The organism is Dyadobacter psychrophilus, from assembly GCF_900167945.1.
Taxonomy (GTDB): Bacteria; Bacteroidota; Bacteroidia; order Cytophagales; family Spirosomataceae; genus Dyadobacter; species Dyadobacter psychrophilus.
In genome coordinates this window covers 184,415-210,702 of record NZ_FUZA01000001.1, presented here as the reverse complement: position 1 = coordinate 210,702, position 26,288 = coordinate 184,415, and the positions used below count along the sequence as shown (strand labels likewise).

Here is a 26,288-nt window from a genome sequence, read left to right as displayed (position 1 = left end):
TGAATGTTAAAAAGGTATTGCGCATGGGTTAGGAAATTTGTGGTTCTATTCAAAAATCAATGTGCCGAATTTATTGAATTCGTGGAAGCTTCCGCCTGTTTTTTGCCAGGAGTAGTAAGCTGTATCTGCGTCGTAATCAATGCGGTAGAAATTGCCCCGCCATTTGGTTCCGGACTTTGGTGCGCCCGTGACCATGGGGCTCATTAATGTGTAGGGAATAAAAAATTCTGCTTTCCAGCCCTCCACCGACGCCATGCTTTTCTTTTGCCCGCCTTGCGCGCTCGTAGCGTGGTGCACGCGGTTTCGATCGTTGTAATGCCAGGCCTTCCAACCCTCGGTTTTTCCTTTGATGTTTGGAATTATGATCGGCAGCTCGTAATCCAGTGGCGAGAGTTCGTATTCCAGATAGATAGGCACCGAAGTGTCGGGCCAGAGAAAAACTTCAACCACGTCTTCTTTGAACAGCAAGCCAAAATCCTCCATAATGGTTGCTGTCAGTTTTGTATCTGTGCAATCAAAAAGGAAATATAAACCCTTGTCAGAGTAGAGAATTTTCACTTTCGTGGGAAATTGTTTTCCAGGCGCAGGCTGGTTGGGGCCTTTTTGAACGGTAATGTCAAATGCTTTGGCGGTGGCCCAGTTAGCGGCACTTCCTTCTCCGTCTATCTTGAAATCAGTGGTTTTCCTGATGACCATGGATGAGTCCGGGACTGCGGCGCGGGTAACACCGCCTGATGCAGCGAGGCTCGACGCTACGGCGCCCGTCAAAATTCCCGCCCATAGTGAAAGGAGGACGAATTTTTTCAACATTATTTTAAGGTTTAGGATGGGAACAGTTCCGGCCGGGAGGCTGGCTTCGGCAATTTCATTAGGTTTTTAGATATTACCAAATGATTATTTCTTCCCAAGGCTCCAAGCGCGCCAGCTTTTCCCTTTCCTGACTTCCTTTGGAATGATTATTTAAAGAGAAGCTCTTAACAAATCAACTGGAAACCATTTAACTTTTAAAATTATGATACGCGAACGAGGAGAACCCGCAATAGCTGATACAAGCAAACCAATTCTGGAAGCACCCGTGGTTCCGGATTTCCCGACGAACACGCAAAAAACACGCTCAGTAGCCGATGATCCGGACCTGGTTGGCGGTGACGATGACGATCTGGACGGAGATGACGATGCAGATGATGTGCTGCCTCAGGACGTCCTGGATGACGATGACGACAGCCTGCTAGACGATGAAGAGCCTGTTATCATTGACGGCGACGAGATTATCGACCGTGAAGATGACGATGAGGACGACGATATTTTGTAATATCAGTCCAGCAAATTGGAAATATATTAGCTAGCTCCTGGATTCGTCCAGGGGCTTTTTTATTGATATAATGAGTAATGATATCCCTATTGCCGCTTTTCCAGCTTAATAAGGAAGATTATTCTTATCCACACCTTTACCTAACCCATGCAGTCCACAGACAAAAATGTTTCCCAAAGCATTACCCAGGTAATCGCTGCTTCTTCTCTTGGTACTTTAATCGAATGGTATGATTTCTACATTTTTGGCAGTCTGGCCGTTATCATCGGGCAACAACTTTTCCCCAGCGACGCGGGAGCGTCAGCATTAATCAACACCCTCGCCATTTTCGCTGCCGGCTTCATCGTGCGACCATTCGGCGCATTGGTTTTTGGCCGGTTAGGAGATTTGATTGGCAGAAAATATACATTTCTGCTAACCCTCGTTTTGATGGGCGGCTCGACTTTCCTTATTGGATTAATTCCTTCTTATTCGAGCATTGGTTATGCGGCGCCGATTTTGGTTTTGATACTGAGATTGGTTCAGGGGCTCGCATTAGGGGGCGAATATGGTGGTGCGGCCACTTATGTAGCGGAGCACGCGCCGGTCGGGAAAAGAGGCTTTTTTACAAGCTGGATCCAAACCACGGCGACATTGGGGTTGTTCCTTTCCCTGGGTGTTATTGTGCTTACCAAGAACATGTTAGGCGCGGAAGCGTTTGCCGACTGGGGCTGGCGGATTCCATTCCTGGTTTCGATATTGCTGGTGGGCGTTTCCATTTATATCCGGATGAAAATGCACGAATCGCCGGTTTTTACGAAGCTGAAAGCCGAAGGCAAAGTTTCCACAAATCCATTGAAAGAAAGCTTTCAAAAGAAGGCCAATTTTAAAATGGTGCTGCTGGCGTTGTTCGGGGCCACTATGGGGCAAGGCGTGATCTGGTATACCGGGCAGTTTTATGCGCAATCATTTTTGGAAAATACCTGTAAGCTCGACTTTAACGAATCGCGATATATACTGCTTTGGGCGATCTTATTCGCGACGCCATTTTTTGTTGTGTTTGGTTCATGGAGTGATAAGGTGGGAAGGAAATGGATCATGCTCATGGGTATGTTGCTCGGCGTAATTTGTTATCGCCCTATTTATCAATATTTTATTGATGCAACCAATGTGAAAGAGTTTCAGAAAACGGAGCTCAAAAGTGCTTCGGCTCCGGTTGTAGAAAGGACTCTGGTGAAGGATACAAAGGATTCGCTGGTCACGACCACAACATTAAAAACGCTGAATAACGGAATGACATTTAAGGAAGCGAAGATTGTGACCATTCCCGATGCGCCGGCTACATTCCCTGAGGAGCAAACGGTGATTAAGGATGTTACACTTTCTGGCCCGACCTATATCATCATTATTGCTCTGGTTTTCTTTCAGGTTTTGCTGGTAACCATGGTTTATGGCCCTATTGCTGCATTTTTGGTTGAATTATTTCCTACCAAGATCCGCTACACATCCATGTCGCTTCCATATCACATCGGAAATGGCGTTTTTGGAGGCTTAGTGCCATTTATCGCAACATTAGTCGCTTCTTTCAGCGGTTCAACACCATTATCAGGCCTATGGTATCCGATCGGGATCGCGGCGCTTTCGTTTGTGATCGGTGCGGTTTACATTGATAATAAAGGGGATGAAAATGTGGCGGACTAACGCTTATTATTGTTAAAAAATATTTCAAAACAGATCATTATGAATGCTTTAAAGAAATTTCTTGGAATTCTTTGGATGTTGCTGGGGCCAGTTATCATTATATTTTTGTTCATGCAAGCCAGTGAGAAAATCGGGCTGGCCGCGGAAGGAATTGCCAGGACTAATACAACTTTACAATGGTCGATCATTATTCTGATTTTCATTCCGATCTGCGCCGGACTGGTGATTTTTGGCTATTATGGCTGGAAAGGCGAGTACGATAAATTGCCGCGAACTTCCGCTGATTTGTAGGCCGAACAATCAGACAAACTTCTTCTTTTGTGGATTTGGCGCTTGTTAACATAGATTTGTCAGGATAGTTTCTATTTTTGACGATCTCATCAGACGAGCCGGTAACCATGAAAGAAGAAGTTTTTATTTTGTCCGCAGCAAGGACGCCCATAGGAAGTTTTGGCGGAAGTTTGTCATCAGTTCATGCCGCAAAACTGGGTGCAACGGCCATTCAGGGTGCAATTGAAAAGGCGGGCGTTGCTTCCGAGCAGGTCCAGGAAGTGATTATGGGGAATGTTATTTCCGCGAATCTCGGACAAGCTCCTGCGCGTCAGGCAGCGCTTTACGCAGGTCTGCCTTCCGGCGTAATTTGTACAACCATCAACAAAGTATGCGCTTCGGGGATGAAGGCTGTGGTTTTTGGAGCGCAATCTATTCAGCTCGGAGATGCAGACCTGATTGTGGCAGGCGGGATGGAAAGCATGTCACAAGTGCCTTATTATTTACCAAAAGCAAGAAACGGATATGGTTATGGCAACGGCGAGATTATCGACGGTTTGCTGAAAGACGGTTTGGTGGACGTTTATGACCAGATCGGAATGGGCTTATGCGGCGACAGGACGGCTGAAAAATATGATATTTCGAGAGAAGAGCAGGACGCATTCGCCATCCGATCTTATACAAAAAGCGCGGAATCAACCGCAAATGGATTTTTTCAAAGGGAAATCAAGGCTGTGGAAGTGCCTTCGCCAAAAGGGGGCGAGTCGACGATTGTATCAGAGGATGAGGAGTTTAAAAAAGTAAAATTTGAGAAAATTCCTTTCTTAAAGCCAGCTTTTTCCAAAGACGGAACGGTCACTGCGGCTAATGCTTCCACCATTAATGACGGTGCCTCGGCGCTGGTTATCGCCGGACGTGATTTTGTAAAAAACAATGGTATTAAACCCATCGCCAGAATAGTGGCTTATGCAGATGCGGAACAGGAACCGGCATGGTTTACGACAACGCCAGTTTTAGCGACGCAAAAAGTTTTGACAAAGGCCGGCATGTCACTTTCTCAGATAGACTATTTTGAAGTGAATGAGGCATTTGCCGTCGTGGCGCTGGCTTACATAAAGATGCTGGACCTCGACATAGATAAGGTGAATGTCTTTGGAGGAGCTGTTTCCTTGGGCCATCCGCTGGGATCTTCGGGCTCACGTATTATCACCACGTTGATATCCGTTTTGGAACAAAATAACGGGCGTTACGGTCTGGCTTCCATATGTAACGGAGGCGGCGGCGCTTCTGCGGTAATTATTGAAAGATTGTAAGGAATTTAGCGGATCAGAACTTTGAGGCGATTGTAAAATCCGGTGCTTTTGAATGTGAATGTTTTGTGCAAAATATAATTACTTACAAAACTAAAACCCATTCCTGTTACGTAGGAACCCATTTCGGTGAGATTAACCTGTTTTTTTCCGAATGGAAGCTTCACAATGTAAATGTCCATGCCCAAAACTTCGGTTGCCAGCTTGAATGACCCTAATGTGAATATTTTGGTAACACCCAGGGAAATCAGCGCAACGATCAAGAACTTCACCATCTCCCGGCGCGTCTGATTGCTGCGGCGGGCGTCGAATGCGAACAATTTGGTAAGGATAAAACCTACAACAAATCCAACTAAATAAGAGAGGGTAATTGATTCACTCCAGGTGACATCAAACCAATCCTGGATTAAACTGCTTGATACAAGTTGTATTACTGCCCCGGTGCCCGCAACAAGAAAATACGCTATTAAATCTTTGGCATTGAGAATTTTATCCTGCTTTACTTGGGCCACTTGAGAGTTGGTTAATGGACTGCCGGGAACAACTAGGACCCAATATTAGAAATAAATTGATCCTGAAACAAAACGGGATTCGGAATTTGAGCAAGTGGAATTGGAGGTTAAGGTCACGGGTATGGCATTATTTTTGCCCTCTTTACAATTTTGATTAGTGATTATGAAAAAGTTTATTCTTCTGATTTCTCTTTTATTTGGCATTATTCCTGCCTTTGCACAAACTCAAAAATGGGCCGTTGGATTTGAAGTTGGAGAGCCCATTGCAGTCAGTATCAGGAAATACGGTGAGCGCAATGCGCTGGACATCAGCATTGGAACATACATCGGCTTATTTAAAAGCAAGGATAATTACAAAGTCAGTAACGACGACCTGGGTGGTGTAGGAGTTATGTTCAATGGGACTTATCTTTGGTATGCGCCTTTGTTCAATGAGCGGATGATTGCGTATGCGGGTCCCGGTGTGCAGGTAAATTCGAGACGATATTACCCAGACCGTAATGTAAAATCTGTTTACACAACCAACATTTCAACGGGACCGTCGGCAACAGCAGGGCTTGAATTCTTTTTCTCGCAGAAACCCGCGTCATTCTTCATCGAAGGCGGAGGCTATCTGGAATTGATACCAAAATTCTTTTACTTCAATCCCAATCTGAGCATTGGGCTAAGACACAACTTTTAACAACTAAAACCGTGAAAAAGATTTATCTGATCTGTTGTATGTCCGCTTTGGCGGTGATCGGCTCGTCGTGTTCGCAGCAATTACAAAGGCGTTATGATCAGCGTCACGGCACATCTTCAAGCAGCCGAGACGATTCCGAAAGGACTTATGACAGCGATTACCGCTCAAATAGTGGCACGTACAAACGGGATTACGACCGTGTGTTGAATGATTCCCAACGTAATGATGCCCAGAATGCCGGTTCGCCCGGAAGCGCGGATTACAATCAGCAGCTCATTTCTCAATATCAGGAAATGGATAAGCTTGGCGAGGTGGTTTTATATGAACTGGACAACCTGGAAAGCCGCTATAATGTGCTCATCAACGAATACAGAACGGCCAAGTCTTCACAAAAAGGCGTCTTGGCAGATCAGCTGGACAAGGTGAGCGCAGATCAACTGGTTCTTTATCGGGCATATACGAACATTTATCGCAACGGCAAAACCAATTGGGCGTCTGTAAAAAGGGATGTCGAAAATGATTTGAGATCGGTTAGGAGGGTTGCGGATCGCTAAGTTACCATCCTGCGCCTTTCGTGTTGGTTCTGACCCTGCACACATAACCGTCCACGGTCATATATAATGTAGAGCCATCATTTCCCCAGGCGCAATTTGACGTTAGTTCGCCCATTTCGATTCTGCCTAATAACTTTCCGGCCGGAGTGAGAATAAGCATTCCGCCGGGGCCGGATGACCATAAATTTCCGTCCTTATCGATCTTTAAGCCGTCGGGTAAGCCTTGTTTTCCAGCTTTTAACATCGCTGTTGCATCGTGGATGAGTTTTCCCTTCCCAACAATATTTCCGCTTTCATCTACATTATAGGCCATGATTATAGCTTTTTCAGGATCGGATTGGGCTACATAAAGGACCTTTCCGTCCGGTGAAAATGCCAGTCCGTTAGGCCGGGTGAGATCCGGAATCTGCAAGGTGATTTTTCCGTCTTTTGCAATGCGGTAAACACCGAATTGCTTTGTTTCCCGGCTAGGATCCTCGTGCTTTTTAGCCATTCCATAAGGCGGATCGGTGAAATAATAGCTGCCGTTGGCATGCTCGGTAACGTCATTCGGACTGTTGAACCTTTTGCCTTCAAAATTATCCGCAAGCGTTACTTTTCCACCTACTTTTAAGGGTACAGCCGAAATACGCCGGTCGCCGTGTTCGCAAGAGACGAGCCTGCCTTTGCTGTCAATGATCAGGCCATTGCTGCCCGGCTCATCGCTGTAAAGGCCGCGGCCCGTATAACCGGACGGTTCCAGAAAAACGGACAGTCCGCTTTTTTCATCCCATCGGTAAATTCTGTTTTTTGGAACATCAGAAAATAGAAGAAAACTGCTGTCTTTCACCCAAACCGGCCCCTCTGACCATTCAAAACCCGACGCTAAAACCTCAATTTTAGCGTCCTTGGCGAGCAATTTTTCAAATGCGGGATCCTCATATATAATCTTTCCCATGGTGGGATAAGATTTTTGGGCAAAACCGATTGACGATATGGTCAGGAAAAAACACAGAAATGACCTGCAACGCTTCATGATTCCGAAGTTTATTTGGATTTAAAACATGATTATGGAATAAAGAAGCGGATGCACTCCAACCTACTGTCTAAGTCTCAGGAATGAGAAGCGAGGATCAGACTTGAATGTGGCGCGAGCTGCATGGTTTGTAACGTGCCTGAATGCTGCGGGTCGGTAGAAAAAAGAATGTGAGTGAAATCTGATTTGTCTTCGGGCATCAGAATGGGCTTGTGATAACTGCTCAAATTGTGAATGATAACCAGCGACTTATCCACATGTGGCCGGAAATACGCGAGCATCTGATCGTCTTGCAGGCACACCCGATGCAAATTTGGCGCGAAAATCTGGCTCAGCGCGGGTTCGGATTTTCGAAGGTTTATTAATGTTTTATAATGATGAAAAACCGAATCGGGATCTCCGGTTTGCGAAGACAATGGCGCTACTGTTCCTATTTGCGAAAATTGGGCGTCAATCCAGCTGGGTGTTCCGCTGTTTTCTGAATCTTCTGACCAGATAAACGGCTCCCTGATGTAAGGATCGGGTTTTGTACCGAGCATGCCAATTTCTTCACCATAATAAATGTAAGGCTGCCCGGGCAATGTCAGCAGAATGCTTGCCGCCATTTTAATTTTCGCTTTGTGATTGCCCGTGACGCTCGCAATGCGGTCCTGGTCATGGTTTGTGAGCATGATCGCGTCAACAAACAGCGGGTTATATTTTTCAAAAACCGCATAACTGGCCTGTAACTTTTCAACAATGTCTTCATCTTTTTCACCGATCAGCATGCGTTGCAGCGCGAAGCTGAGGTCGAAATGAAATGTGGCGTCCAGATACCGGAAATAGGGCGCAACTTCCTCTGTTTCTGCCCAGACCTCGCCAACTGTGAATGCGTCAGGCTTGATGTCCTGCACCACTTTTGAAAAATACTGCCAGAATTCTACGCTTAAATGTTTCTCCCATTCCGGATAAACGTGCCTGGCCGCATCCAGCCGAAAGCCGTCCACGCCAATTTCAACAAGCCAAAACCGGACTATTTTCTCCAACTCTGCACGGAGCGCCTCGGAGTGATAATTGAGGTCGGGCATGCCTTTGAAAAACAGGCCATAATATTTTTCCGGATCTTCCGGGTTTTCGTGCCAGGGATAAACGACCTGCGAATCGTCCGAAGTTTCGCGTTTTGAAATCCCTAATGCTTCAATTTGCGGCGGCGTCATCCACCAGTAAAATTCACGATATGCATTCGCATTGCTCTTTCGCGCTTCCGAAAACCACGGATGAAGCGTGCTGGTGTGGTTGATGATCAGGTCCAGGTAAATTTCAATGCCTCGCTGGCGGGCACTTTCGAGCAGCTTTTTAAAGTCGTCCATTGTTCCATATTCCGGTTCAATGGCGTAATAATCCGTTACATCATATTTGTGATAGCTTGGCGACGGGTGGATCGGCGTAAGCCAGATCGCCTCAATGCCCAGGTCGGCGAGATAATCGAGTTTTGAAATAATGCCATTTAAGTCACCAATCCCATCGCCATTTGAATCACAAAACGAACGGACAAAAATCTCGTAACAAACCCTTGGAATAAATCTTGACTTATCTGCAATCATATTAATGTCGCCTGAATCTGGCGGGCTTAGCTGATGAAATAAGGTTTCAGCAATTTATAAACAATATGCACCGGTAAGCCCATAATCGTGTAAAATGATCCCTCAATTTTTTCAACGCCAATCATTCCGATCCATTCCTGTATGCCGTAGGAACCTGCTTTGTCGAAAGGTTGGTAACGCTCAATGTAATGTGTTATTTCCCACTCTTCCAGCGCACTAAGCGTCACTTTCGCAACATCAGAGACCGTTTGAATTTTATCCCCGGACAGTAAACTTACCGAAGTTATCACTGTATGCATTTGGCCTGACAACATTTTCAGCATAGTAAATGCTTCCTTAAAGTCTTTTGGTTTTCCCAGGATTTCATGGTTTGCAACTACGATTGTGTCTGCGGTGAGGACAATGGCTTCCGGTCTGATGCCTCGAAACTGCTCGGCTTTTTCTTTTGAGATATAATCTGCGACCTGTTCAGCGGGCAATGTTGCCGGAAAAGTCTCGTCGGTAGGCAACACTTCAACGGTAAAATCGAACCCTGCGTCTGCGAGCAATTGTTTTCGGCGTGGAGAATTGGATGCGAGGATGAGCGGTTTTTGTAAAGAAATCATGTAGAACAAAAATATTTTTCCCTAGGATGAACCATTCGTTTATGAATAGATGTTATAACATTAAATGTATATACATCATAAATACATTTACCGTCAGCTATGTCTATTGAAACTGATATAAAACAAAAAAAATTTCGAAGCGCTTATCAGCGGCTCGCATTGAACCTGATTTATACGAGCAATTGGCTGGAATACAAGCAGCTTGAATTTTTCAAAGAATATGATATCACAAGTCAGCAATATAATGTGTTGCGGATCCTGCGCGGGCAACAGCTTAACCCGATCAAGGTAAGTGATATTACCGAAAGAATGTTGGATAAGAATTCTAACACTTCGCGGCTTGTCGACAAATTGTTGGCCAAGAATCTGGCAAAACGGTCGTCTTGCCCTAATGACAGGAGGGCAGTGGACGTCTTGATAACGGAAGAGGGGCTGAAATTACTTGAAGAGCTTGATCCGCATGTGGACGAGTGGGAAAACCGCTTCAATGTGATTTCGATCGAAGAAGCGGATCAGATCAATGCAATGCTGGATAAGCTTCGTGAAGCCGACCATTAGTATTTAAAATGAATTACCAAAAAAGTGAATAACCCAATAATTTTAAAACAATCAATTAATTCAAAAAATGAAAACTACAATGAAATCCGTTAAATTTTTCCTTGCTTCTGTTGCAGTGGCTCTTTTCGTTTCAGGTGCTGCATCAGCAGATGACAAAGTAAAAAAGGCGACAAATTTGAAAGTAAACACCTCTAAAAGTGAGCTGACATGGGTTGGCAAAAAAGTAACCGGCGAACATACTGGCAAAATCGCCTTGAAAGAAGGAACGATCACCATGGACGGTGCTAAATTGACCGGTGGTAAGTTTGTTGCTGACTTGACAACTATCACAAACACAGACCTTACGGACAAAGAATACAATGGTAAACTGATAGGTCACTTGAAGTCAGATGATTTCTTTGCTGTTGAAAAACACCCTACTGCAACATTTGTAGTGACAAAAGCAACACCGAAGTCAACCGGGGTTTACGAAGTTACCGGCGACCTTACTATTAAAGGCATCACAAAACCTGTGACTTTCCCTGTAACTGTGAAAACAACCGCAACTGGCGCAGAGGCGACTGGTAAGATCGTGGTTGACCGTTCGAAATACGACATTAAATACAACTCCAAGTCTTTCTTCGAAAACCTTGGTGACAAAATGATCAACGACGATTTCAGCATTGATGTGAAATTGGTTGCTTCAAAATAATCGACTGACATTTAGAATTTTCATGGCTAAGATTGTTAACCTGTCCGACCTTTTGGTTGGGCAGGTTTTTGTCTTTTTTATGCCAAAAAAATCAATTGTTAAACTCCCTGTATTTTGGGAAATCATCCATAAAGTGGATCTGTCCATTCACCGCTTTGAAACAATAATGGCTCATGCCGTTGGTAACAGCCAGATATTGAGGTTGTAATGTAAAATTATAGCGGCTGATCTGCGCAAAGGTGGCGTCGGTGACAGCAATAAAAGGAGCTTTGCATTCCACCAGGAGAAACGGAAGTGACTCGCCGGACAGGATCATAATGTCGGTCCTCTTGGCTAACGTGTTGTATTGCAAGCCGGTTTCTACGGCAAAAAGCGATTTGGGATAACCATATTCTTTGATCAGCAAATGAATAAAATGCTGCCTTACCCACTCCTCCGGCGTAAGTGAAACGAATTTCCTGCGTATAATGTCGAAGATATGCGGTTTCCCGTTAACGTGCTTAACTTTGTAAGCAAACGCAGGGAGGTTCAAAGATTCCATGAGCGAAGATACACATCACAACAAAATGCTGGCAATAAACTGAATGAATTCATGACTACAAAGGAACAAATCGTCGAAAACTGGTTGCCGCGCTATACAGGCACGGCCGTTGAAGATTTCGGCAATTATATTTTGCTAACCAACTTCGGAAACTATGTGACCATGTTTGCGGAGAAGTTCAATGTGGAGGTAAAAGGGCAGGGCAGGGCCATGCAAACGGCTACTGCTAAGGACATTACTATTATTAATTTTGGGATGGGCAGCCCAATGGCGGCCACAGTTATGGATCTTTTGTCGGCCATTAATCCGAAGGCCGTTTTGTTTTTGGGTAAATGTGGCGGCTTGAAGAAAACGCAGGTAGGCGACCTTATTTTACCTATCGCAGCCATTCGCGGTGAGGGAACGAGTGACGACTATATGCCTTCCGAAATCCCTGCGTTGCCTTCATTCCGCTTGCAAAGCACGGTTTCCGCCAGCATTGCCAAACATAAAATGGATTACTGGACCGGAACAGTTTACACTACGAACCGGAGGATCTGGGAGCACGACGACAGTTTCAAGGAATATCTCCGGGATATCCGCGCGATGGCCATTGACATGGAAACGGCCACGATTTTTATTGTCGGGTTTGCCAATTCCATTCCGCACGGCGCATTGCTTTTGGTATCTGACAATCCACTGGTGCCGGAAGGTGTTAAAACTGAAGAAAGTGATAAAAAAGTGACCACAAATTACGTCAAAATGCACCTTGAGATTGGGATTGAATCCTTAACGGAACTGGCCAGGTCGGGTGCGTCGGTGAAACATTTGCGGTTTGAAAATTAATTGAAAAATGAGTGAAGCTTCCCTATACGAGCGCATCGGCGGTGACGCGGCGCTAAGACAACTGACCGATAGATTTTACGACCTGGTCTTCGCACACGAGCTGATTTCCAGGCTTTTCAAAAGTGATAAAGACGAAATCAAAGAAAAGCAACGACTTTTCCTGACCCAATTTCTCGGCGGCCCGCAACTCTACTCCGACATTCATGGCCACCCCATGATGCGCGCCCGCCACATGCCCCACGTTATCACGGAGGACGACGCCGTAGCGTGGCTGCAATGCATGTCGCAAGCCGTTGGAGAACTTCCGATCAGCAAGGAGTTGAAGGATGAACTGTTCGATCGGTTTCCCAGGACGGCGTTTTTTATGGTGAACCGGTGAGTTGTGAGCGGTTAATTAATTGTCCAGCTCCTTTTTGATATATTCAAAAACGTCGTCCAATGAAATATCAGTGCTTTCCTGAACAGTGCCGTCGGCTCTATGTTTGTGATGGGGGAAAGTCGGGAGATTTGGAAAGTGCGGTGCGTTATCCCAGCGGACGAGCAATTCTCCATTCTCTTGTTGCCAATGAAACGCATATTTCCTTCGGCTTGCCTCTACATATTCTCTTACGTAGAGCACTGTGTTTTTATTAAATCTGATTTCCAGATTTAAATAATAGCTTTCAGGAAACTCACGGAAGTCATTGATAGTATAGGAGAAGACAAATTTTTCGTCATCCAGCCATTTGAAAATCTCCATTCCTGATATCAGCTATTTTTGAATCTATTTCTGACAGGAACTGAGTATAGGCTTTCCATTCGATAAGATCGTCCCAGGCTTGGAAATCCTCAGACGTTGCAGTTTCAAGCTTGGTTTCGAAAGCTTGAAGATCAGCATTATATTTCTTTTCAAGAAAATTAATTTTATCCTGAAATTGTTGCCTTTGAGCCAGATAATCCAACAAAACCCAATTGCCGATTTGTTTTTTCGTCAGCGTAAGCATAATATTTTTGTTGCCGGTTTCTAACAAATTTAAATATTCCGAAAGGTTAAACAAGTTTTATCAGACATTAGTTAAGTTCTTTACCTTTGCCGCATGAATTTTAAAGAGCAGTTAATCCAGTATCCGATTCTTGAAATTGTAGCGAAGGCTGCGGCGGAGCTGGGTGTGGAGGCATATGTCATTGGTGGATTTGTAAGAGACCTGATACTCAAACGGAATAGTAAGGACATTGATATTGTTTCGATCGGAAGTGGTATCGAACTAGCGGAAATGGTCGCCAGCCAGCTTGGACCTGATGTTTTTGTAAGCATTTACAAAACTTTCGGGACAGCCCAAATCAGACAAGGCGATCTGGAAATAGAATTTGTGGGCGCTCGCAAGGAATCGTACCGCTCTGATTCCAGGAAACCCGCAGTCGAAGACGGAACGCTCAGTGACGACCAGAACCGGCGTGATTTTACGATCAATGCGATGGGGATAAGTCTGAATAAAGGAACACTAGGCGAGCTTGTGGATCCATTTGACGGGTTGCGGGATCTTAAAAGAAAAATCATCCGCACGCCGCTCGAACCAGAAATTACATTCTCCGATGATCCGTTGCGCATGATGCGGGCGATCCGTTTTGCAAGCCAGCTCAACTTCGACATTGAACCCAATACATTTGACGCGATCATTAAAATGAAAGATCGCATCGAAATCGTTTCGATGGAGCGTATTTCGGATGAACTGAACAAAATAATCCTTTCACCGACGCCCTCTTACGGTTTTAAATTGCTTTACCACGCGGGCATTTTGCAGATTATTTTTCCGGAAATGATCGAGTTGCTGGGCGTGCAAACGATTGATGGTAAGGGACATAAGGATAATTTTTACCATACATTGCAAGTGCTGGACAATGTGTCCCAAAACACCGATGACCTTTGGCTCCGCTGGGCAGCTATCCTACATGACATTGCGAAACCTGCCACCAAGAAATTTGATAAACGCATTGGCTGGTCATTCCATAACCATGAGGAAGTTGGAGCGAGAATGGTTCCCGTCATTTTTCGTCGGATGAAATTGCCTTTGAATGAGAAAATGCGGTTTGTGAAAAAGCTTGTGCGACTGCATTTAAGACCCATTGTCCTGTCAAAAGAAGAAATTACCGACTCGGCCATGCGGCGTTTGCTGGTGGAAGCAGGAGAGGACATTGAAGCATTGATGAAACTTTGCAGGGCTGACATTACTTCCAAAAATCCGGACAAAGTAAAGCGTTTCCTGCACAACTTCGACCTGGTGGAACAGAAGTTGAAAGACCTCGAAGAACGCGACAAACTGCGCAACTTCCAACCCGTCATCACTGGTGAAATGATCATGCAGGCTTTTGGTTTAAAACCGGCAAAGGAAGTGGGCATCATTAAAGAAATAATACGGGAAGCTATCCTGGAAGGCATTATACCGAACGAATTTGATCCCGCATACGCATATATGGTGCAAGAGGGCGAGAAAATGGGCTTAACTTTACAATCATAAATCTGACTCCTCATTACATTTTAGATGGAAAACAATACGCAGTTTAAACGCTTCTTTGGCGCACTTCTCACGATTTTAGGCATTTCAGTCCTGCTGTTTGCCTGCATTGCATTTTTGTCTGACAAACCCGTTCTGGGGCTTACTGTTTCCAAATGGGAATCTGTTGTTCCATTTTTAGTAGGGACGGTTTTCCTCCTCACAGGCGTAAATCTGGTCAAGGGTTGACAGGGCGTATAAGCGCGGCGCCAACTGTGCATTCCAGACATTTCCGGAATGTACAGTAATTGTTATACCATTCTATAAGCGCCTGTGAATCAGCGGCAGTGTTAACCTTCATTCCAAGCGTTTCCCATTCTCTTGTAATGCGATTTTTCTCTGCTCCGATTTCTGACAGCCAGTAAATCGCTTTTTCCAACAATTCCGGTTGCTGCCGGTGCTTGGCATATGCAACTAAAAGTGTCACAGCACCGTTGACAATGAGCAAATTAGCAGAGTCCTTGCCCAGAACCGGGACCTTTGCTTTCGATTTTTTCTCAAAAAGATAATGGTCCTTCCAATATTCCGACTGCTCAATGTGAAACATGGTTTGTAAAGCAGAAAACGTTGGGGCCAATATAATTTCAGGAAAAAGGCTGCCATTCTTGTTCAAAAGTTGCGCAAACTGAGCAAGCCGCACCGTAGGAAATCCGGCGGGTCTCATGCGCAGGTTTTTCCATTCATGCCCATTCATTTGCTGACTTTTCAGTCCGTATTTTGCACTTAAAAACTGATGTTCCGTTCGCAGTTGGCGGATGTAAAAATCATTGGATTCCGTGGGGATAAGTCCTGCACTGCCAAAAAGCAGTGCTTCAATCTGGATCAGTTTGTCGCGGTGTTTTCGAATGATCTTCCAGGACACAATTTCAGTCAGACGAGTGAACGGTGCATCATTTAGTTTAAATCCAAAATGCCTTCCCAGCCATTGATAGGCCGTTTCTTCCCAATCGTTGTTGTTCTTTGTTAATAAATCCATTACCACGCTTGCTTTCCTATCCAGCCTTTCCAGCAGGACCCGGTCTAGCATTGCGTACTTTTGAATGTTTTCAACCTGTGTAAACATCCCGGCGCAAGGGATGGCCTCCGTTTCGTCCTGTAACTGCGCATATCGTTCCAAAACGGACTTTGTTACAATGTCTTTCAATGTTAAGGTTGGCAATAATGTGCCGTCCCGCCGTATGACCGGCCGATCGTTTTCCCAAACCACGTGCAGGATCACCGTTTCATAAGCCGAATCCGTCTCATGATTGTGCACATACCAATCCGACGATCTTACATGGATTTCAATGCTTCCTATCCATTGAAAATCCTCAATAATGACCCGTGCTTCTGAAAAGTCAGGGCCGGCATCACCGTTTCTATGGCCAGTTCTGAGAACGGAAAGGTTGCAGCCTTCGTCGGTGCGTAATGCTTCCGAAGCGAAATATTGGAATCGCCATATAAAACTCAGGATATCTTCATTCATAGCATTTGGAAATAGTGCGTGTAGAAATATTTAAATGAATGGTCTTTATTTTCTTTGTCTAAACCTGATTAGTTTCTGTTCTTTGTACGCTGATATTTTGGTTTGGTCACAGGTTTTTGAAGTAAAAAAGTTTTATGCTCCGCCGTTTGCAATTTATTGCGCTTAGAATTCTCATTCTTTTTTTCGTTGTTTCAATCGTTTGGGTGCTGGTTTTGAAGTTCTTACCCGTTTGGGTTACACCATTTATGTTATCGAGGAAAATCGAAGCTTTCAGGGCGGATGAGGATACGGAAATTCACCACGATTGGGAACCTTACGAAAATATTTCAAAGGAAGTCGCGCTGGCAGTCGTGGCATCCGAGGACCAGAATTTTCCTAATCACTGGGGATTCGACTTTGATCAGATCTATAATGCGGTAACTGAGAAGCGGAAACGCGCCCGCGGGGCTAGTACAATTTCGCAGCAAGTCGCCAAAAACGTGTTCCTATGGCATGGAAGGAGCTTTATCAGAAAAGGTTTAGAAGCTTATTTCACTGTTTTAATTGAGGTGATCTGGGATAAGGAGCGCATTCTCGAAGTGTATTTGAATGTAGCGGAAATGGGGAAAATGACATTTGGCGTGGAAGCCGCATCATTGAGATACTATAACAAATCTGCCAAAAAACTCTCGCGATACGAAGCCGCACGCATTGCAGCAGTGTTACCGAATCCCGTACGATTCTCTATTAAAAATCCATCAGGATATGTCCAAAAACGCACCGGACAAATTGTAAGACAAATGCGTTATCTGGGCGGTCAGAAGTACATTGCGGATTTGTAAAAAGAACTATATTTGACAAAATTTGTTGAACCAGACTCCGAAAACGACACACCTATGCAGACTACCTATCATATAAAAGCTGGCGAGATCAACCTAAGTCTTCTCGAATCTATCAAGAAAATGTTTCGGGAGAATGATCCGGTTACATTAACAGTTCAGTTGGAAAAGCTCAAAGAACAAGATCAATACGAGTTATTTTTAAAATCTGAGGCACTGCAAAAGAAGTTTCCTCCAATTCATATCAGTAGTGATATTGATCTTTCAGGCTTGGCAAATGAAGTCAACCTATGATTTATTTCGATTCCGATGTTCTAATCAATTATCTGATAGTTCAGAATGAAGAAAAACATAAGCTTGCTACTAATCTTTATCAGGAAGCTGCTAGAATCAAGTGTTTTTCATATCCTTGTTGTCTTTACAGGAAGTTTCCTTTGTCCTTTCCAAGCTAAAATTAAGTAGCGAAATTATCACAGAGAAACTTGGCGTTTTTCTTCAAACAAGTCCTGTTGGTTATGACTTAACTGCCTTTAAAAGAGCCTGCGATTTAGCTGAGATAATCGGATATCAAAATATTAATGATTGTATTCATACAGCGATTGCGGAAGTTCACTGCGATGAGCTGTATACTTTCAATCAAGACGATTTTAAGTCAATTCAGGAAGCAACAAATTTGAAGATCACGCTTCTGAAATAACTATTCGCATGGTCGTTGTGCTATTTCAGCTATTCCCCCGGCTTTTCTCTTTCAAAAACTTATAAGTCCGGTGACGTGCCAGTGATGGGTCGAGCTTTTCGAAGATGCCCAGGCTTTTGAAGGCGTACCAATTGATTTTGAGGAGGTAAAGACTTACAAATGAGCCTAGATGTTCGAGAATGAATGTGCTGGTTTTCGTTTGGAGATCCAGGCGTTCCACGGCTTGCAGGCCCCGCCAGTAGTCAATACTATCGGCCTGAACTTTCTTTCTGGCCCGGGCTTCTCCTGCTGAATAAACCTGTAACCGGTCGTCCGAAGGCTTTTGAATGTTATTCCAAAACAGCCGCCACTCTTCATTGCTTTTCGAATTGCTGACTATGGATTTTGACAAATCCGTGGTGTCGAGCTGGATTCTGATGCCGTTTTCCAGGAAAAAGAAGAGTGAGCCTTTTAATTGAGAAACTTGCATTTGATACAAATTAGGCACCAAATCATTCTCCATGAGTAAATTAATGCTGTCAGAGCCGAGTTTAAGCGAATGGACAGTTGCAGCGAAACCTTTTTCCCGGGTCAATAAAATGGCCTTACGACCTTTGAGTCCGTCGGGGTTAACAATTTTTATCTTGATGAGCTGACCAGAGGCGGGGGTGAAAAGGAAGAAAAGAGCAAAAACCCTGGGCAGCAATTTGATCATTTTTAGAAGGATATTGATGCAGCCTGCTATCAACAGCCGGCTTTTGACAAGTAAATTAGGAAAAAAATTTCAAAACCAATTGCCAAAGGCCGACCGTCACAAAGCCGCTTTTATTTTATCTCAATCTTGATCAAAACAGGCTGGTGATCAGATGGATAACGTTGTTCTCTGGCATCCGTTAAAACGCCGTATTTCAGGACATCGATATTCTTGCTGACAAAAATATAATCGATTCGTTTGTCCATCGGCGCGTCGAACTTAAAACTGTTGAATGTTCCCTCTGGGCCGTATGCGGGCTGCTTTGTTACGTTATGCGAATCGTTCAATAGTCCCTGAATGGTTTTGATCTGCTCTGTTTCGGGCGTTGAATTGAAATCCCCGGTAAGGATGACGGTCGATTTACCAGCGATCTCGCTGATCTTTTTTACCATCAAATGTCCCGATTGCCTGCGCGCTTCAACGCCCTGGTGATCAAAGTGTACATTGAAGAAATAAAATTCTTTCTTGCTAAGTAAATCCTGGAATTTTACCCACGAAGCAATTCTGTTACAGCAAGTTGCGTCCCAGCCTTTGCCAGGTTTATCAGGTGTTTCGCTCAGCCAAAAGTCGCCCGATTGCAACGCTTTGAACCTGTCCTTTTTGTAAAAGATGGCAGAATGTTCCCCGCCTTCCTTACCGTCGTCGCGCCCTTTTCCGTAAAAAGTAAATTCGGTAAGTTCAGCCACATCTTTCAGTTGGCCTATCAATGCTTCCTGCACGCCGAAAATGTCGAACTCATGGAACCGGATAAGGCCTTTTACATTCTCTTTGCGGTTGGGCCACGCATTCACGCCGTCATTCGGCGTGTTGTACCGAAGATTGTAGGAAGCAACATTGATTGTGTTTTTCTGCGCAAATGTGCTTTGCGACAATGCTAAGAAGAGGGAAAGGGCTAAGGCAATTTTTTTCATTTAATGCAATTTATTTGTGAATATGAGGCAAAGTTAACAAGCGGGTTGGTTACTAATATTGTGTCAGTATGATCATTTGCCCTTTTTTGCGAGCAGGAATTTGCCAACGACTTCGCCATCGTCCCGGATCATTTTCAGATCGAGTTGCTTTTTGGTCGCATGCAGTTTGATCAATGTCCGGTTGCCTTCCAAAGGACCGCCGCCGATAACGATCGGATAGTTATGCATTGTATCGGGCTCGTGCGTGGCGTAGCGGTGGGTGTGACCGGAGATTTGTAGATCAATTTTAGCCTTGTTCAGGATCGGGCCAAATTGCTCCCGGCAATGCAATGTTCCGTGCCAGTCTCCTGAATGATAGGGAGATATGTGGATAAGAACGATCCGGAAATCCGCTTTTTTAAATTCGGCAGACTCCACCTCTTTTTCCAGCCACTTTTTCTGAACCTCCCGATATCGGTCGAAAGCGGAAAGACCGCCATACTCCACGCTGTCGTCGGTTTTATCTTCGCCGGAATCCAGGATGACGAACCGAACGGGCCCGCGCGTGAAAGCATAATAATATTTGTTTTCGGGATAGGCATAGTAGGCAGGGATTTGTCTGGAAAAACTCCCCCGGCACTCATGATTTCCCTGCGTCAGAATGAACGGGATTTCGGATGCAAAAATGTCCGTTGCAGGTTTGATCAAATTATCCACCATTTGAATCTCCTCGGTTACCCAATCAAAACAATCGCCGTTGAAAACTACAAAGTCGTAATCGCGGGTGTTGCCTGTGTAGCCGTGGCGATAAAGCAATTGCGGGATGATTTGAGGCCGGTCGTGAATGTCGTTGAAGATCACCATTTTAAATTCTTCTTCGTTTTCGGCAGGTGTTTTGAAGCCGAACATGGCGCTTGCAATCGTCTCTCCAAACTCTACTTTCGATCCTTTGTAACCGGTGATTTCTGTGGATACGATTTTGTATTTGTGCGCTGTTCCCGCAGTTAACCCGGTCAATGTGATCTTGTTAATGCGGTTATTGGCTTCAATAAGGCCATTATGATAGCCAAATTCACGCTTGCTGGTGTAAGTTCCGGCGCCGTACTCAACCCAACTGAAACAATTTTTATGGGTGATCCACATGATTGTCACCTCATTGGTGCCCATATTTTGTAAATACGGACCGGCAACAAAGTGGTTTTTTTCTTCAACGGAATCGCTGGCTTGCGCAACAGAAAAAGGCAACAGGCTCAGCGCCCCGATCTGCGACATTTTTTCAAGGAACGATCGTCTGTCTGAAAGCATAACTTTGAATCTTTTAACAGATTAAGTAACCACGCTCTTTTTTTTACTTTCTTAGCATTATATAAAAAGTCGGATCGGGAATGTTCTTTGTAACCGGCGGTTCTTTAAATTGCTTACTATTAGATACCTCTACAATATTGACCAAATGAATAATTATCCGCAGGCTTCGCGCATTCTGCTGGCAATAGACTGTATTATTTTCGGGTTTGACGGGAGGGATATCAAGCTTTTGCTGATTAAGCGGAATTTTGAGCCTGAAAAGGGGAAATGGTCATTAATGGGCGGGTTCCTCAATGCGGACGAAGACCTTGCCGACGGCGCAGCGCGGATTTTATATAACCTTACGGGATTGAAAAATATCTACGTAGAGCAGCTTGAAACCTACGGAAAGATAAACCGCGACCCGGCTGAAAGAACCGTTTCGGTCGTGTTTTTTGCACTTATCCAAATTGATGACCATGATTCAGAAGCCGTAAGAAGCCATAATGCTTTCTGGATCACACTGGAAAATCGGCCTGCGCTCATATTTGACCATGAACATATGGTTTGTAAAGCGATTGAACATTTAAAATATAAGGCAGCCTTGCACCCCATTGGTTTCGAGCTCTTGCCCGAGCTTTTTACCATTCCGCAATTACAGAAGCTCTACGAAGCGATTTATAACATTCCACTCGACAGGCGCAATTTCAGCAGGAAGCTTTTGTCAACCGGCCTGCTCATCGATACAGGCAGCAAAAACAGCAACAGCACAACTAAAAAGGCAACATTGTATAAACTGGACGAAGTGAGATACAAAGAGAAATTCCACTCTTTCTGGAATTTTATGCCGGATAGCATGAAGCAGTCATAGGGCCCAAGCATAGGGTGTTGGGATAATATTAATTGTGTCAAAATAACACCATAAACAAATTTATTTATATTTGTTACGTGATAAGTGAAATAAAAAGGACCATGAAAGAAAGCTACGTTATAGGAATTGATTTTGGCACCGACTCTGTCAGGGCGCTGGTAGTGAATGCGCAGACGGGCGAGCAGGCAGGAACCGCTGTTCGGGAATATAGCCGTTGGAAGCAGGGAAGATATTGTGATGCTGCTTCGTCGCAATTCAGACAACACCCGTCGGATTACCTGGAAGCATTGGAAGGCGCGGTGCTGGAAGCACTGGAAAAATCGCCGGGAAGTGCGCGTCAGAATGTCCGGGGAATTTCGGTTGATACAACCGGTTCTACGCCCGTGGCTGTGGACCGGAACGGGACACCTTTATCACTTTTGCCAGAATTCGCTGAAAATCCAAATGGAATGTTTATCCTTTGGAAAGATCACACGGCCAATGCAGAAGCAGAAGAAATTAATACACTAGCACACAGTTTAGAAACAGATTATACCAAATATGTAGGCGGGATCTATTCATCAGAATGGTTTTGGGCTAAAATCCTGAGGACGCTGAGAGTGGACGAAAAGGTCAGGGAAAGCGCATTTTCCTGGGTAGAACATTGCGACTGGATTTCCGCCGAGCTAACCGGCAACACGGATCCGCTGACATTAAAAAGGTCGAGATGCGCAGCGGGGCATAAGGCCTTGTGGCACAGTGATTTCGACGGGTTGCCACCGAATGATTTTTTAATAAAGCTGGATCCGCTCCTGGACGGGATCAGGGACAGGCTTTTCGTGAACACGGAAACATCGGATGAAGCGATGGGGACCATATCTCCGAAATGGGCTGAAAAACTGGGCATTCCAACCGATACGATCATTGGTGTCGGCGCTTTTGACGCGCATATGGGCGCGGTAGGAGCATTAATTGAGCCTTATTCGCTATGCAAAGTGATTGGGACTTCAACTTGTGATATGCTTATTGCTCCGAATGAGGAGGCAGGACATTTGCTGATTAAGGGTATTTGCGGGCAGGTTGACGGCTCCATTATCCCCGGAATGCTGGGCATGGAAGCGGGGCAATCTGCATTTGGTGATATTTACGCATGGTTTGCGAAGCTCGTTGTCGAGCCTGTACGTGCATTATTGGGCGAGGCCGCTGCGCAGGAACTATCTAAAAACCTCATTCCCCACCTGGCCGAACAAGCCGCCAAACTCGCTGTTACTGAAAACGACATCATCGCCATCGACTGGCTGAACGGCCGGAGAACGCCTGATGCAAAACATACATTAAAAGGGGCGATACTCGGCTTGAATCTGGCGAGCGATCACGTCCGGATTTTCAAAGCTTTGGTAGAAGCGACGGCTTACGGTTCGAAGAGCATTGTGGAGCGGTTCCGGAAGGAAGGCGTTCCTATTCATGAAGTGATTGCGATCGGTGGAGTTGCAAAAAAATCGGCATTTGTGATGCAGACATTGGCGGATGTCCTTAATATGCCCATAAAAGTTGCTGCTTCCGAGCAGGCATGCGCACTAGGGGCAGCCATGTTCGCTGCGGTTGCCTCAGGGATTTATGAAACCTTACCAGAAGCGCAGGAAGCCATGAGTTCGGGTTTTGATGCTGTTTACACACCCAGACCTGCGCAAGTGGCTGTTTACCAATCATTATATCAAAAATATACACAGTCCGGAGCATTTTTGGAAAACGACTTTTTACAAAAAGTACAGGTTGCCCCGGAAAGTGCATTGTCAACTTCTTTATCCTAATCTCGCCTTCACAATCCCAATGGTTGATTTAAAACAATTTGAAATTTGGTTCATTACGGGCAGTCAGGATTTGTACGGAGAGGATACGCTTCGACAGGTTGCAGAACATGCCAAGATTATCAGCAAGCATTTTGACGATTCTACCGAAATTCCGGTCAGGACGGTTTTTAAGCCTGTGGTAAAGTCTTCGGAAGAGATTTTCAATATCATGCAGGACGCGAATGTTGCCAAAAATTGCATTGGCATTGTGGCATGGATGCATACATTTTCGCCTGCTAAAATGTGGATCCGTGGTTTGCAGATCATGCAAAAGCCGCTGCTGCATTTGCATACGCAATTCAACCGTGACATTCCCTGGGCTAACATTGATATGGACTTCATGAACCTCAACCAGTCCGCACATGGCGACAGGGAGTTTGGTTTTATGATGACCCGGATGCGCCTGAACCGGAAAGTGATCGTGGGACATTGGCAACAGGCTCATGTTATTGCAGATCTTGCTCAATGGACACGCGTAGCGGCTGCCCGTCACGACATGAAAGGTGCCAAATTTGTCCGTTTCGGGGATAATATGCGGCAAGTTGCTGTCACAGATGGTGATAAGGTTGCAGCAGAAATGGCTTTCGGCTTTTCGGTAAATACTTATGCGGTTGGTGATCTGGTTACTGTGATCAATCAGGTTTCCGAGCAAGAAGTGGGGCTTTTGATCGATGAATACGAGTCGCTGTATGACCTGGCAAGTGGGATCAGAAAAGGAGAGGGGAGGCATAGTGCGCTTTGGGATGCAGCGAGAATTGAACTGGGGCTGAAATATTTCCTGGAAGACGGGAATTTCAAGGGTTATACCAACACATTTGAGGACCTGCATGGAATGAAACAACTTCCGGGCATCGGATCGCAGCGCATGATGGCAGCCGGATACGGTTACGCGGGTGAGGGAGACTGGAAGACCTCAGCGATGGTGCGGGCGCTCAAAGTAATGGGAAGTGGTTTGCCTGGCGGAAATTCGTTCATGGAAGATTACACTTACCATTTCGATCCGAACAATAACCTGGTTTTGGGTTCGCATATGCTCGAAATTTGCCCTAGCATTGCTGAGGGAAGGCCTTCCTGTGAGATCCATCCATTGGGTATTGGTGGCAAAGAAGATCCCGTCCGGCTGGTCTTTAACGCAGAAGCTGGTCCTGCGATCAACGTTTCGTTGGTTGATATGGGAAACCGCTTCCGGATTTTGGTGAACGAGGTTGAGGCCGTAGAAGTAACCGAATCACTTCCAAAACTTCCCGTTGCCAGGGTATTATGGAAACCAGCGCCTGATATGGCTACTGGCTGTGCAGCCTGGATCTATGCCGGCGGCGCGCACCATACGGTTTACAGTCAGAATCTGACTACCGATCATATTGAAATGTTTGCCGAGATGACTGGTGTTGAGTTGGTTGTGATCGATAAGAACACTTCATTAAGGCAATTAAAAAATGAATTGAGATGGAGCGACGCTTCGTACAAATGATATTTCAGAAAAAAACATGTCCAAATACACCTATTTAAAAGAGCAGGTTTACGAAGCCAATATGGAGATTCCCAGGGAAAACCTGGCGATCGTAACTTTTGGTAATGTAAGCGGAATTGACCGTGAGGCTGGCGTAATTGCTATCAAACCCAGCGGCGTGCCTTATCATAAGCTCCGTGTGGAGGACATTGTTTTACTTGATCTTGAAAATCAGGTTGTAGAGGGCAATATGCGGCCTTCTTCGGACACAAAAACCCATACATTGCTTTACAAGCATTTTCCTTCGATCGGTGGCGTTTGTCATACTCACTCCACATACGCAGTGGCCTGGGCGCAGGCAATCCGCGCGATCCCGAACCTGGGCACCACCCATGCGGATCATTTAACCTCCGCAGTGCCCGTTACAGAAGTAATGTCCGATGAGATGATCCAGCGCGATTATGAGCTCGAAACGGGCAATCAGATCCTGGATTTATTTGCAGGAGGAAAGCTGAATTATGAAGAAACAGAAATGGTGCTGGTTGCCTGCCATGGGCCATTTACCTGGGGAAAAGATCCGGCTAAGGCGGTTTATAATTCGGTTGTGCTGGAAGAAATTGCCAAGATGGCCTATCTCACACTCCATATCAATCCTTCCGCCCAGACCATTAAGCAGGGTCTTATCGACAAACATTACTTCCGCAAACACGGCAAAGATGCTTACTATGGGCAAGGATGCTGATTAACCTTTTTTCTCAACACGTTTGCTGGCAATGCTGCGCATTTGTTGAAGCGCTTCCTGGCGGGTCATGCGTTTTTCGCTCGCTTTCGCTTCGTTAATAGATTCTTTGGAGAAGCGACCTTTGAAAAGGTTAAAAAGGGCAAATAACATAAGGAGCTATTTTAAAATTTAATTATCATACTAAACGTACATCAAACATAGAAAAGTTTGGTATAAAAAAAAACTACCGGAGAACGAGTCTTCCGGTAGTGGTTAGCTTGGCTAAACGTTGAGTATGAATGTCTTTTTTCTTTGGCTAAATGATTTACGCGCCTCTGCGTAATTTACTTCCAGGGTTAAAATCGTCCTGGATCCAGCGAACGAAATTGTTTGAATTGGTTTTGTAAATTTCTATTGAAAGCGGCTTGATACCACTGTACTCTACCTCCTTAACATATTCCGCATGCAATTTTAAGATCTCAGACAGGGTTTTGCTATCAGTTTTCATTTATTAAGGGATGTTAAAGGTTACGATACGTTTGGATTTGAGCGTACCAAAGCTGTTCCTGAACATGCCCAGTTCTTGAAATTATTTAAAAATTTATATTAATAATCTGAAATGTCATACCATGGGGCATAATTTTCCCATGAATTCCAAAACTGGGGACTCCTTCGTACAATTTCTGTAACATTTTTGGACAAACTGGGTATCGCTATTGCGATATACCCGCCAGCATCTCTTTATTCGTCTGTTTGACCCTCAATAAGTTTAAATGCTAAAAAGCTGTGCCAGAGAGAATTAATTCGATACGGCATAGAATTAAATTGAAATCTGAAATTTGCGGTTAACGGGAAGAGTAA

33 protein-coding genes are annotated in these 26,288 nt (G+C 44.9%); 19 read left to right on the top strand and 14 right to left on the bottom strand.

All coding sequences use genetic code 11. The features are described from left to right. Window positions 1-45 precede the first annotated feature (45 nt). Window positions 46-810, bottom strand: a complete 765-nt coding sequence (locus B5X68_RS01020) for a carbohydrate-binding family 9-like protein (protein WP_082212820.1) — start codon at window positions 808-810, stop codon at window positions 46-48. Window positions 811-1,012: 202 nt separating this feature from the next. Here B5X68_RS01020 and B5X68_RS01015 point away from each other — a divergent pair, with 202 nt between their 5' ends. The 4 genes from B5X68_RS01015 to B5X68_RS01000 all read left to right on the top strand — a co-directional run bounded on the left by B5X68_RS01015 (window position 1,013) and on the right by B5X68_RS01000 (window position 4,575). Next, on the top strand, window positions 1,013-1,312 hold the full coding sequence (locus tag B5X68_RS01015; RefSeq protein WP_082212819.1) for a hypothetical protein: 300 nt from the start codon (window positions 1,013-1,015) through the stop codon (window positions 1,310-1,312). 147 nt (window positions 1,313-1,459) lie between these two features. Then, window positions 1,460-2,992, top strand: a complete 1,533-nt coding sequence (locus B5X68_RS01010) for an MFS transporter (protein ID WP_082212818.1) — start codon at window positions 1,460-1,462, stop codon at window positions 2,990-2,992. Between the two features lie 39 nt (window positions 2,993-3,031). Then, on the top strand, window positions 3,032-3,283 hold the full coding sequence (locus tag B5X68_RS01005; protein ID WP_082212817.1) for a DUF6814 family protein: 252 nt from the start codon (window positions 3,032-3,034) through the stop codon (window positions 3,281-3,283). 107 nt (window positions 3,284-3,390) lie between these two features. Beyond that, entirely contained in the window at window positions 3,391-4,575 is a 1,185-nt protein-coding gene (locus B5X68_RS01000) for an acetyl-CoA C-acyltransferase (protein WP_082212816.1), read from the top strand. Window positions 4,576-4,580: 5 nt separating this feature from the next. Here B5X68_RS01000 and B5X68_RS00995 read toward each other — a convergent pair whose 3' ends face one another. Continuing rightward, complete coding sequence (locus tag B5X68_RS00995; protein WP_082212815.1) at window positions 4,581-5,084, bottom strand: GtrA family protein; 504 nt, start codon at window positions 5,082-5,084, stop codon at window positions 4,581-4,583. Window positions 5,085-5,247: 163 nt separating this feature from the next. Between B5X68_RS00995 and B5X68_RS00990 the strand changes: the two genes are divergently transcribed. Together B5X68_RS00990 and B5X68_RS00985 are read left to right on the top strand one after the other, a co-directional pair. Further along, complete coding sequence (locus B5X68_RS00990) at window positions 5,248-5,766, top strand: hypothetical protein (protein ID WP_082212814.1); 519 nt, start codon at window positions 5,248-5,250, stop codon at window positions 5,764-5,766. Window positions 5,767-5,777: 11 nt separating this feature from the next. Further along, window positions 5,778-6,320, top strand: coding sequence for a hypothetical protein (locus tag B5X68_RS00985; RefSeq protein ID WP_229208241.1), 543 nt, complete (start codon window positions 5,778-5,780; stop codon window positions 6,318-6,320). 1 nt (window position 6,321) lies between these two features. On the opposite strand, the gene B5X68_RS00980 is transcribed toward B5X68_RS00985, so the two are convergent. The 3 genes from B5X68_RS00980 to B5X68_RS00970 form a co-directional block, all read right to left on the bottom strand. Next, on the bottom strand, window positions 6,322-7,257 hold the full coding sequence (locus tag B5X68_RS00980) for an SMP-30/gluconolactonase/LRE family protein (RefSeq protein ID WP_229208240.1): 936 nt from the start codon (window positions 7,255-7,257) through the stop codon (window positions 6,322-6,324). Between the two features lie 155 nt (window positions 7,258-7,412). Next, window positions 7,413-8,918: an alpha-amylase family glycosyl hydrolase gene (locus tag B5X68_RS00975; protein ID WP_082212811.1), complete on the bottom strand. Its 1,506-nt coding sequence runs from the start codon at window positions 8,916-8,918 to the stop codon at window positions 7,413-7,415. 26 nt (window positions 8,919-8,944) lie between these two features. Further along, window positions 8,945-9,523: a Maf family nucleotide pyrophosphatase gene (locus B5X68_RS00970; protein ID WP_082212810.1), complete on the bottom strand. Its 579-nt coding sequence runs from the start codon at window positions 9,521-9,523 to the stop codon at window positions 8,945-8,947. Window positions 9,524-9,622: 99 nt separating this feature from the next. On the opposite strand from B5X68_RS00970, the gene B5X68_RS00965 reads away from it, so the two are divergent. Both B5X68_RS00965 and B5X68_RS00960 read left to right on the top strand, forming a co-directional pair. Beyond that, complete coding sequence (locus B5X68_RS00965; protein WP_082212809.1) at window positions 9,623-10,081, top strand: MarR family winged helix-turn-helix transcriptional regulator; 459 nt, start codon at window positions 9,623-9,625, stop codon at window positions 10,079-10,081. A 79-nt stretch (window positions 10,082-10,160) separates the two neighbouring features. Beyond that, window positions 10,161-10,772 carry a YceI family protein gene (locus tag B5X68_RS00960; RefSeq protein ID WP_082213925.1) on the top strand — a complete coding sequence of 204 codons (612 nt, stop codon included), beginning with the start codon at window positions 10,161-10,163 and terminating at the stop codon, window positions 10,770-10,772. 91 nt (window positions 10,773-10,863) lie between these two features. Here B5X68_RS00960 and B5X68_RS00955 read toward each other — a convergent pair whose 3' ends face one another. Then, on the bottom strand, window positions 10,864-11,313 hold the full coding sequence (locus B5X68_RS00955) for a type I restriction enzyme HsdR N-terminal domain-containing protein (RefSeq protein WP_082212808.1): 450 nt from the start codon (window positions 11,311-11,313) through the stop codon (window positions 10,864-10,866). Window positions 11,314-11,364: 51 nt separating this feature from the next. Here B5X68_RS00955 and B5X68_RS00950 point away from each other — a divergent pair, with 51 nt between their 5' ends. Together B5X68_RS00950 and B5X68_RS00945 are read left to right on the top strand one after the other, a co-directional pair. Continuing rightward, entirely contained in the window at window positions 11,365-12,138 is a 774-nt protein-coding gene (locus B5X68_RS00950; RefSeq protein WP_082212807.1) for an AMP nucleosidase, read from the top strand. Window positions 12,139-12,145: 7 nt separating this feature from the next. Further along, on the top strand, window positions 12,146-12,517 hold the full coding sequence (locus B5X68_RS00945) for a globin domain-containing protein (protein WP_082212806.1): 372 nt from the start codon (window positions 12,146-12,148) through the stop codon (window positions 12,515-12,517). A gap of 15 nt (window positions 12,518-12,532) precedes the next feature. On the opposite strand, the gene B5X68_RS00940 is transcribed toward B5X68_RS00945, so the two are convergent. Continuing rightward, a complete protein-coding gene (locus B5X68_RS00940) occupies window positions 12,533-12,877 on the bottom strand; it encodes a toxin-antitoxin system TumE family protein (RefSeq protein ID WP_082212805.1) in 345 nt (114 codons plus the stop codon). Next, on the bottom strand, window positions 12,852-13,121 hold the full coding sequence (locus B5X68_RS00935; RefSeq protein WP_141110155.1) for a hypothetical protein: 270 nt from the start codon (window positions 13,119-13,121) through the stop codon (window positions 12,852-12,854). Before B5X68_RS00935 ends, B5X68_RS00940 begins: the two co-directional genes overlap by 26 nt. Window positions 13,122-13,214: 93 nt before the next feature. Here B5X68_RS00935 and B5X68_RS00930 point away from each other — a divergent pair, with 93 nt between their 5' ends. Together B5X68_RS00930 and B5X68_RS00925 are read left to right on the top strand one after the other, a co-directional pair. After that, entirely contained in the window at window positions 13,215-14,633 is a 1,419-nt protein-coding gene (locus tag B5X68_RS00930; RefSeq protein WP_082212803.1) for a CCA tRNA nucleotidyltransferase, read from the top strand. A 24-nt stretch (window positions 14,634-14,657) separates the two neighbouring features. Beyond that, window positions 14,658-14,858 carry a hypothetical protein gene (locus B5X68_RS00925; protein ID WP_026630003.1) on the top strand — a complete coding sequence of 67 codons (201 nt, stop codon included), beginning with the start codon at window positions 14,658-14,660 and terminating at the stop codon, window positions 14,856-14,858. Here the strand turns inward: B5X68_RS00925 and B5X68_RS00920 are convergent. After that, on the bottom strand, window positions 14,848-16,134 hold the full coding sequence (locus B5X68_RS00920; RefSeq protein ID WP_082212802.1) for a DUF2851 family protein: 1,287 nt from the start codon (window positions 16,132-16,134) through the stop codon (window positions 14,848-14,850). The genes B5X68_RS00925 and B5X68_RS00920 overlap by 11 nt on opposite strands. A 134-nt stretch (window positions 16,135-16,268) precedes the next feature. Here B5X68_RS00920 and mtgA point away from each other — a divergent pair, with 134 nt between their 5' ends. From mtgA to B5X68_RS00905, 3 genes are all read left to right on the top strand, one after another. Next, window positions 16,269-16,955: a monofunctional biosynthetic peptidoglycan transglycosylase gene (mtgA, locus tag B5X68_RS00915; RefSeq protein WP_082212801.1), complete on the top strand. Its 687-nt coding sequence runs from the start codon at window positions 16,269-16,271 to the stop codon at window positions 16,953-16,955. A 54-nt stretch (window positions 16,956-17,009) separates the two neighbouring features. After that, window positions 17,010-17,246 carry a hypothetical protein gene (locus tag B5X68_RS00910; protein ID WP_082212800.1) on the top strand — a complete coding sequence of 79 codons (237 nt, stop codon included), beginning with the start codon at window positions 17,010-17,012 and terminating at the stop codon, window positions 17,244-17,246. A gap of 100 nt (window positions 17,247-17,346) precedes the next feature. Next, entirely contained in the window at window positions 17,347-17,649 is a 303-nt protein-coding gene (locus tag B5X68_RS00905; RefSeq protein WP_141110154.1) for a PIN domain-containing protein, read from the top strand. A 25-nt stretch (window positions 17,650-17,674) separates the two neighbouring features. Here B5X68_RS00905 and B5X68_RS00900 read toward each other — a convergent pair whose 3' ends face one another. The 3 genes from B5X68_RS00900 to B5X68_RS00890 form a co-directional block, all read right to left on the bottom strand. Continuing rightward, window positions 17,675-18,343, bottom strand: coding sequence for a DUF4369 domain-containing protein (locus B5X68_RS00900; RefSeq protein WP_082212798.1), 669 nt, complete (start codon window positions 18,341-18,343; stop codon window positions 17,675-17,677). 110 nt (window positions 18,344-18,453) lie between these two features. After that, window positions 18,454-19,293: an endonuclease/exonuclease/phosphatase family protein gene (locus tag B5X68_RS00895; RefSeq protein ID WP_082212797.1), complete on the bottom strand. Its 840-nt coding sequence runs from the start codon at window positions 19,291-19,293 to the stop codon at window positions 18,454-18,456. Window positions 19,294-19,365: 72 nt separating this feature from the next. After that, window positions 19,366-20,577: a metallophosphoesterase family protein gene (locus tag B5X68_RS00890; RefSeq protein ID WP_082212796.1), complete on the bottom strand. Its 1,212-nt coding sequence runs from the start codon at window positions 20,575-20,577 to the stop codon at window positions 19,366-19,368. A gap of 145 nt (window positions 20,578-20,722) precedes the next feature. Here B5X68_RS00890 and B5X68_RS00885 point away from each other — a divergent pair, with 145 nt between their 5' ends. The 4 genes from B5X68_RS00885 to B5X68_RS00870 all read left to right on the top strand — a co-directional run bounded on the left by B5X68_RS00885 (window position 20,723) and on the right by B5X68_RS00870 (window position 25,448). Then, a complete protein-coding gene (locus B5X68_RS00885; protein ID WP_082212795.1) occupies window positions 20,723-21,427 on the top strand; it encodes an NUDIX hydrolase in 705 nt (234 codons plus the stop codon). A gap of 101 nt (window positions 21,428-21,528) precedes the next feature. Continuing rightward, on the top strand, window positions 21,529-23,217 hold the full coding sequence (locus B5X68_RS00880; protein ID WP_082212794.1) for a ribulokinase: 1,689 nt from the start codon (window positions 21,529-21,531) through the stop codon (window positions 23,215-23,217). Window positions 23,218-23,236: 19 nt separating this feature from the next. Further along, on the top strand, window positions 23,237-24,727 hold the full coding sequence (gene araA, locus B5X68_RS00875) for an L-arabinose isomerase (RefSeq protein ID WP_082212793.1): 1,491 nt from the start codon (window positions 23,237-23,239) through the stop codon (window positions 24,725-24,727). A gap of 16 nt (window positions 24,728-24,743) precedes the next feature. After that, window positions 24,744-25,448: an L-ribulose-5-phosphate 4-epimerase gene (locus B5X68_RS00870; RefSeq protein ID WP_082212792.1), complete on the top strand. Its 705-nt coding sequence runs from the start codon at window positions 24,744-24,746 to the stop codon at window positions 25,446-25,448. Here B5X68_RS00870 and B5X68_RS28780 read toward each other — a convergent pair whose 3' ends face one another. Both B5X68_RS28780 and B5X68_RS00865 read right to left on the bottom strand, forming a co-directional pair. Further along, the gene (locus B5X68_RS28780) at window positions 25,449-25,598 is read right to left on the bottom strand and encodes a hypothetical protein (RefSeq protein WP_170916548.1); all 150 of its coding nucleotides are present in this window, start codon (window positions 25,596-25,598) and stop codon (window positions 25,449-25,451) included. It abuts the gene before it with no gap. Window positions 25,599-25,752: 154 nt separating this feature from the next. Continuing rightward, the gene (locus B5X68_RS00865) at window positions 25,753-25,935 is read right to left on the bottom strand and encodes a hypothetical protein (RefSeq protein ID WP_082212791.1); all 183 of its coding nucleotides are present in this window, start codon (window positions 25,933-25,935) and stop codon (window positions 25,753-25,755) included. Between the last annotated feature and the right edge of the window lie 353 nt (window positions 25,936-26,288).